Origin of the sequence: Streptantibioticus cattleyicolor NRRL 8057 = DSM 46488 (assembly GCF_000240165.1) — a bacterium.
Lineage (GTDB): Bacteria > Actinomycetota > Actinomycetes > Streptomycetales > Streptomycetaceae > Streptantibioticus > Streptantibioticus cattleyicolor.
The window spans coordinates 6,276,783-6,282,967 of record NC_017586.1 but is presented as its reverse complement, the minus strand read 5'-3'; the positions used below and the strand labels follow the sequence as shown (position 1 = coordinate 6,282,967).

Sequence of the window (6,185 nt, the reverse complement as noted above, 5' to 3'; positions counted from 1 at the left end):
GGACGCCGTCGGCCGCAATCCCGCTAACCTGACGTTGCGTCATATTTCCGGTGGGGCCCACACTTCACAGGAAAGAAACCGCCTGACACAGCAACACATAAAACACACTAGTCCCTCATGCTCTCTCAGACATGACGCTCCGCCGCTCCGCGGCGGCACTGCAAACAAAACCCGCTACCAAATCCCTAAGAAACAAGGAAGCCCGAAAGATCAAAAACTCCTTCCACTCCCCCGCCGCCACCGCGCCCCAGCAACGCAGCCACCGACTTCGAACTCTCAGCCCCCTGCCAAGCCACCCACATCCGCGACAACGCAACAATCCACAGCGAACCGCGCCCAGGCACCGCACCATGACCAGCACACTGGGCCGCCAGCAACCGCAGACAAGAATCCCTTACCCGACCCGGACGCGGCATGACGGACAGCATTGGTCACCAGCTCACTGGCAACCAACCGAGCAACATCCTCAACCTCATCCAGACCCCAGGCACGCACCCGCACGACCACAAAACGACGCACCATCCCAGGCGGCATGGACATCTGGCGTAGGTGTCGTACTGACGTACTTGGTCCGCGGATCAGCAAGCACCGCCGCCACCTCCGCTGTCCGACCCCGCCACAGGCCACTCCCCCACGTTGTCCCCAGCTATCCAACACCCTGCCACCTCATTCAACGACGCGACAGATCAAGCAACTTGCATAGTTTTTGCACAAGCGTCAGAGGCAGATCACGGATCTTGGGACGATGGATACGGTACGACCGCCTACGCACGGGAAGAGAAGGACCATGACGGAGCTGACGAGGAACCCCTGGGCCGGGCCAGAACGTCGCTGTCCTGTGCAAGACACGCGATATGAGCCAGGCGAAGCCGGCTCGCAAAGCAGGTATCTCCCTCTCTCTCCTTTCCGAAATCGAAAACGGCGACCGAGCACTGGACCACGGTGTCGCCGCCGCACTCGCCCAAGCGATGGGCATCATCCTCGACGAACTGCTCGGTCAAACACCCGTCCAGGGCAAGGGCAAGGGCAAGGGCAAGGGCAAGGAAGCCCTGAACGAGCCGGGTTCACCCTGTAACACACCCCTGACGATCCGATGGGAAACGCAAATCATGTCCGCTTCGCACTCGCGTATGGCCGACCACTGGTGGTGGCGTCCCGGTTGGCGACAGGGGCGTAGATTGTACACCTGGCCCCCCGACGCTTCAAGACGCTCTGCAGGTCGGGTCGCCAAGACGCTGCGTCTGCTGGCGGTGGTCGACCCGGTCGACGACACCTACCGCCGTCAGATGAACCGGCAGCTCACCGTGCAGGAATCCCGCCACAGGCTCGCCCGGGACGTGTGCCACGGCAAGTGCGGCACCATCCACCAGGTGTACCGGGGGCGGGGGCGGACCAGTTCGGCGCGCTCGGCCTGGTCGTGAATGCGGTGTGCTGTGGACCACTGGGTACATCGACGCTGCTGTCGCTCAGTTGTGGGCCGGGGGCCACGAGATCCGGGACGAGGGCGTCGCTGGGTTGTCGCCGTTGAAGCACAAGAACTTCAAAGAACTTCAACGTGCTGGGCTGCTATGGCTTCACCGGGTCCGTCCTGGCCGGTGGGGGCCTGTGACTGCTGCGCGGCTCGGATGCCCCGGGGTTGGGGGACGACGAGGATGACGAGGGATGGGAGGAGTGGGGGCCGATGCCTTCGACTGCTGACGGGCCTGCGAGCGGGGCCGGGCTGCCGCTCCCGAAGAGTCTGGGGTGGACCGACCGGGTCCTTGCTCCCGAACGGCTCGACGAGGGTTTGGATGAGTTCGGTAACCGGGTGACCGGGAAGTGGATGCCCAAAGGCATCGACCAGGAGTTGTGGGAGCGGATCAGGGGTGCCACGATCGATGGCTATCTCGGCACCCAGTCCAAGGTGCTGAAGGATTTCACGCGGGCGTGCGTCTACACCCGTGACTACCGCGACCTCGATGACCTGCGCCGCATCCTGACCGTGCTGCGGGAACTCGGTGTTCACGGCTGGATCGACTACAAGCGGGACTGCGACACGGCTCGGGGCCTGTACGGGCGCGGGGCTCTGTATTGGTACTCGCCGCCGGGGACTGTCGCCATCGACGTGCCTTCGTGGTCGGTCGGCCGGGAGATGGACCGTGAATCCGCCGCCGTACCGGCTGCCGCGGTCGCGGCTGGGGGTACGGACGACCCGCGCCGTACGGGCCGGTGCCCGAAGTGCGGGGCCGGGCACGGCGAGGGCTGCCAGGGCGGTCCCCTGGGCGGTGTCCATCCCGAGCGGCTGGAGGCCGGCCACATCTCCTTCAGCGATGTCTCCGGCTGCTCCCAGGCGCTCCGCCGGGGCTGAGCCGATGTCCGCGCCCGGCCGGGGCCCGCAGGGGGTGCGGGGGTGGGGGTGGGGGTGGGGGTGGGGGTGGGGCCCGGTGGGGGGAGGTTGCGGGTGGCCCGGGTTGTTTCCTGGATCGTGGTGGCGGTTGGTCGTGGTTGTCTGTGTGGGTTCTGGTCGGGGGGTCTGTTCGGTTCGCGCGGCGGTGGTGTGCCGGGGCGGCAGCGGGCGATGTGTGGCGGGTCTGGGGTCGTAGCCGTCGTGGCGGCGGTGGCTTGGCCCGGGGTGGTGGTCGGTGCTGGTGTCGGGTGGCAGGTGGTTCGTTTTGTGGTCGTCTGTCTTGCGGTCTGGGGGGCTGTCGGCGGTTCGTCGTCGCAGCGGGAGTGCGGGTGTCGGGTGTGCGGGCGTGTGTGCAGACTGGGGTTGGAGTTGGTGCTGGCTGATGCCGTCGGTCATTTCGTCGGGCGTCCGTGCGATCGGCTTACCGGCCCGGTGCGTTTGTTCCCCGCCGTTGCCCGGGGGTTGCGGCCGGCTGGTGTTGTTCGCTTTCGTCCGTTAGCGCATCGGGCGTGTCTCCGGGGGCGGGTGTGTGGCCGGCTGGTGTGTTGGTTCGGCTCGCGGGTGGTGCCGGGGCCGCCGTCAGTTGGTGGGTCGTTGATGCGCCTGTGGTGGGGCGGCCTTGGCTGCCTGTGGTTACGAGTTTTTCGGTTGTTCGGGCTTTTCTGGTGGTCAGGTTCCGGTTGGGTGGGGGGGTGTTGGGGGTGCAGGTGGTGGGGCGGCCGTGGTGGGCGGGTAAGGGCTGTCCCGTAACTGCTGGTCACGGGTGAGATGATCTGGCTGTGTCTGGTGTGATCACGGCGTCTGAGCCCTCCTGGATAGCCCCGTTCACTGGGCTGAGCCCGCGCCAGTTCGGCAAGCTGATCACCGCGCTCCGGCGTGAGGGTGTGGACCCGGTGCGCAAGGGTCGGCCATGGAGCCTGCCGCTGGAGGACCGCGTGCTCCTGATCGCCGCGTACTGGCGGACGAACCTGACCCTGCGCCAACTGGCCCCGCTGTTCGGGGTGTCCAAGTCGGCGGCCGACCGCATCATCGACCACCTCGGGCCCGCGCTCGCGCTCCAGCAGCGCAAGCGGTTCCGCAAGGACACCGTGCTCATCGTGGACGGCACCCTCGTTCCCACCCGTGACCACACCATCGCCGAGCAGTCCAAGAACTACCGGTACTCCACCAACCACCAGGTCGTCATCGACGCCGACACCCGGCTCGTCGTCGCGGTCGGCCGACCAGTCGCAGGCAACCGCAACGACTGCAAGGCGTGGGAGCTGTCCGGCGCGAAAGACGCCGTCGGCAAGACCACGGTCATCGCAGATGGCGGCTACCGGGGCACCGGCCTGGTCATCCCGCACCGCCGCGAGAAGGGCCAGACCGAACTCCCGGAATGGAAGGAGGAGCACAACGCCTCCCACCGCAAAGTCCGCGCCCGTGTAGAGCACGTCTTCGCCCGGATGAAGGGCTGGAAGATCCTTCGCGACTGCCGGCTGAAGGGCGACGGCGTCCAGCACGCCATGCTCGGCATCGCCCGCCTGCACAACCTCGTCCTTGCCGGGTGACGCAGAAACCAGCAGGCCACCAGACCCGTCAGAGATCATTTACGGGACAGCCCTTAGGTAGGTGAGGGTGTCGCAGGTGGAGGCGGTCAGGATCTGGTCGTGGTCGGCTCCGGGGTAGGTGTGCTGGGTGATGGAGGGGGAGCCGAGGGCGCGGAGGTGGCGGGTGATGTCGTCGGTCCAGGCGGGAGGTACGTCGTGGTCGTCGGTGCCTTGGAGGAGGAGGACGGGGCCGGGGACGGGGGCGTGGTCGGGGTCGCCGTAGGCGGCCATCTGGCGGGTGGTGCGGGTGAGTTGGGCGGGGGTGAGGGGGAGGGCTTGGCGGGGGGTGAGGTGGTTGAGGGTGGGGAAGCCGTCTTTGGTGCAGCGGTGGAGGGCGGCGGTGGCGGGTGGGGGGAGGTCGGGCAGGGGGTGTGGGGGTTGGTGGCGGCCAGTCCGGCCAGGGAGTACAGGGCGAAGGAGATGGCGTTGGTGTTGGTGGAGGCGATGATGCCGGGGAGCATCGCTTCCAGGTGGCTGGCGGGGGCGATGGCGATGGTGGCGGCGGGGGGGTGGTGGGGGGTGCGGGCGGCGAAGAGGGCGGCTTGGCCGCCTTGGGAGTGGCCGATGGCGAACCAGGTGGGGGCGAGGTGGGGCAGGAGGTGGTGGGCGGTGGTGACGATGTCGGTGACGGCGTTGCCTTCGTCGGTGCCGACGAGGTAGGTGTGCGGGCCGGGGTGCCCAGGCCGGGGTAGTCGGTGGCGGCGATGGTGTAGCCGGCGTGGAGGTAGGTGGTGATTTGGCGGGCGTAGGCGGGGTGGCCGAGGTCGGGGGTGTGGGAGGGGGCGCAGGCGTCGTCGATGCCGGTGGTGCCGTGGGCCCAGGAGATGACGGGGCGTCCGCCGGGGGTGGGGGCCGGGGGTTCGAGGAGGGTGCCGCTGACGGGGGTGTCGGTGCCGTGGGTGTTGGTGGTGTGGTAGAGGACGGTCCAGCGGTGGGCGTTGGCCAGGTGGGGGTCGGGGCCGTGGTCGGTGGCGGCGATCAGGGTGCCGGGGGCGGCGTGGGGCAGGGGGTGGGGTGGCTGGTAGGTGTGGCCGGTGGTGGTGATGGGCGGTGGGGTGTGTTGAGCGGCATTGAATTTGCCCATGTCGTCGGCGTTCTTCCGGCGGTGAGCAGGGCGGTGGTGAGGGTGTGGGTGATCCGCCGGTGGGGGGTGCGGGGGGCGGTCACAGGGCTCTGGCCAGGTGTTCGACGGCGAGGCGGACCAGGGCGCTGAGGGTGGCTCCGGCGGCGAGGGAGGCGGCCTTGCGCAGCAGTGTGCCCAGGGGGCGGGGGGCCGGGGGGTGGTCCGGCGGGGGGATGGCGGCGGTGCCGGGTGGTGCGGGGTGCGGTGTTGCGTGGTGTGCGTCCATGACATGGCCTCCCTTGCCGGTCTTCGTCCGGGAGACCCCACCGGCGGCAGATTCCTGTCACGGTGCGGTATTGGCCCTGATTGTGACACGTGAGGGGGGTTTGCCGGGGAGGCGGTGGTCTTGGCCGGGTGTGGGTCGTCTTCCTGGGTGGGGGTTTGTGTGTCCGGGGGGCGGGGGTGAGGTGCTGTCAGCTCGCGGTGCGGGTCGGCTGCGGGTGGCGGGGGGGCGTGGGGGCGGGAATTGTCATTCGGCGGCATGGACAAGGCAGTTGCGGGCACCCGCCGGATCGGAGGTGGACAACCATGGTCCCGTTGCTGCTCGTTCTTCTGCTGGCTCTGCTGCTGTTCGGGCTCGGATTCGCCGTCAAGGTGCTGTGGTGGATCGCCGTCGTGGTGGCGGTGGTGTGGCTGCTGGGATTTGTTTTCCGGGCTGCCGACACCGGGAGCAGGCGTCGCTGGTACCGGTGGTGAGCGGTGCGGCCGGTAACGGAAAGAGCAACGTTTTCCGTCGGAAAACTGCGCAGGCCGAGATACCTGGGGATCAAGGGTACTGGGCTTGCCTGCGGGGCCCGGCGGGACGAGAGTGATAAAGAAAGCGCACTGCGAGATCGGAGGACAAAGTGATCGTCCTCGGCATCATCCTCCTCGTCGTCGGATTCGTGGCCAAGATCGCCATCTTGTGGACCATCGGCATCATTCTGCTGGTGATCGGGGCGATCTTGTGGCTGCTGGGCTCCCTGGGCCACGCGGTCGGCGGCCGGCGCCACTACTGGTAGGTCCGCAGGGCTCCCGGGGCGTGGGAAGGAGCAGCGCCCCCGGGGGAGCCCGTCCCCGCCGGGCCGCGTTGCCGGCCCGTCGTCCG

The 6,185-nt window shown here is 68.2% G+C and carries 6 protein-coding genes and 2 pseudogenes; 6 read left to right on the top strand and 2 right to left on the bottom strand.

Translation table 11 applies throughout. From position 1 onward, the window contains the following. Positions 1 to 854: 854 nt before the first annotated feature. The 4 genes and pseudogenes from SCATT_RS40800 to SCATT_RS27525 form a co-directional block, all read left to right on the top strand. A pseudogene (locus SCATT_RS40800) lies at positions 855 to 980 on the top strand (helix-turn-helix domain-containing protein); the annotation flags it as partial. A gap of 237 nt (positions 981 to 1,217) precedes the next feature. Next, positions 1,218 to 1,606 (top strand): annotated as a pseudogene (locus SCATT_RS40795) (Tn3 family transposase); the annotation flags it as partial. 75 nt (positions 1,607 to 1,681) lie between these two features. After that, positions 1,682 to 2,347, top strand: a complete 666-nt coding sequence (locus SCATT_RS27530) for a putative phosphothreonine lyase domain-containing protein (RefSeq protein WP_014146521.1) — start codon at positions 1,682 to 1,684, stop codon at positions 2,345 to 2,347. An 818-nt stretch (positions 2,348 to 3,165) separates the two neighbouring features. Next, positions 3,166 to 3,936, top strand: a complete 771-nt coding sequence (locus SCATT_RS27525; RefSeq protein ID WP_014626964.1) for an IS5/IS1182 family transposase — start codon at positions 3,166 to 3,168, stop codon at positions 3,934 to 3,936. Between the two features lie 39 nt (positions 3,937 to 3,975). Here the strand turns inward: SCATT_RS27525 and SCATT_RS38180 are convergent, their stop codons facing one another. Both SCATT_RS38180 and SCATT_RS27510 read right to left on the bottom strand, forming a co-directional pair. Beyond that, a complete protein-coding gene (locus SCATT_RS38180) occupies positions 3,976 to 4,206 on the bottom strand; it encodes an alpha/beta hydrolase family protein (protein WP_014146520.1) in 231 nt (76 codons plus the stop codon). A gap of 932 nt (positions 4,207 to 5,138) precedes the next feature. Further along, positions 5,139 to 5,324, bottom strand: coding sequence for a hypothetical protein (locus tag SCATT_RS27510; RefSeq protein WP_014146518.1), 186 nt, complete (start codon positions 5,322 to 5,324; stop codon positions 5,139 to 5,141). 302 nt (positions 5,325 to 5,626) lie between these two features. On the opposite strand from SCATT_RS27510, the gene SCATT_RS27505 reads away from it, so the two are divergent. Then, positions 5,627 to 5,794: a hypothetical protein gene (locus tag SCATT_RS27505; RefSeq protein ID WP_014146517.1), complete on the top strand. Its 168-nt coding sequence runs from the start codon at positions 5,627 to 5,629 to the stop codon at positions 5,792 to 5,794. A 149-nt stretch (positions 5,795 to 5,943) separates the two neighbouring features. Beyond that, the gene (locus tag SCATT_RS39090; protein ID WP_014146516.1) at positions 5,944 to 6,099 is read left to right on the top strand and encodes a DUF6131 family protein; all 156 of its coding nucleotides are present in this window, start codon (positions 5,944 to 5,946) and stop codon (positions 6,097 to 6,099) included. Positions 6,100 to 6,185: the final 86 nt, after the last annotated feature.

What these genes read in the sequence shown, in the direction of transcription:
- SCATT_RS27510 (WP_014146518.1), bottom strand. Translation starts at nt 5,324, where the DNA reads ATGGACGCACACCACGCAACACCGCACCCCGCACCACCCGGCACCGCC.
- SCATT_RS38180 (WP_014146520.1), bottom strand. Translation starts at nt 4,206, where the DNA reads ATGGCCGCCTACGGCGACCCCGACCACGCCCCCGTCCCCGGCCCCGTC.
- SCATT_RS27530 (WP_014146521.1), top strand. Translation starts at nt 1,682, where the DNA reads ATGCCTTCGACTGCTGACGGGCCTGCGAGCGGGGCCGGGCTGCCGCTC.
- SCATT_RS27505 (WP_014146517.1), top strand. Translation starts at nt 5,627, where the DNA reads ATGGTCCCGTTGCTGCTCGTTCTTCTGCTGGCTCTGCTGCTGTTCGGG.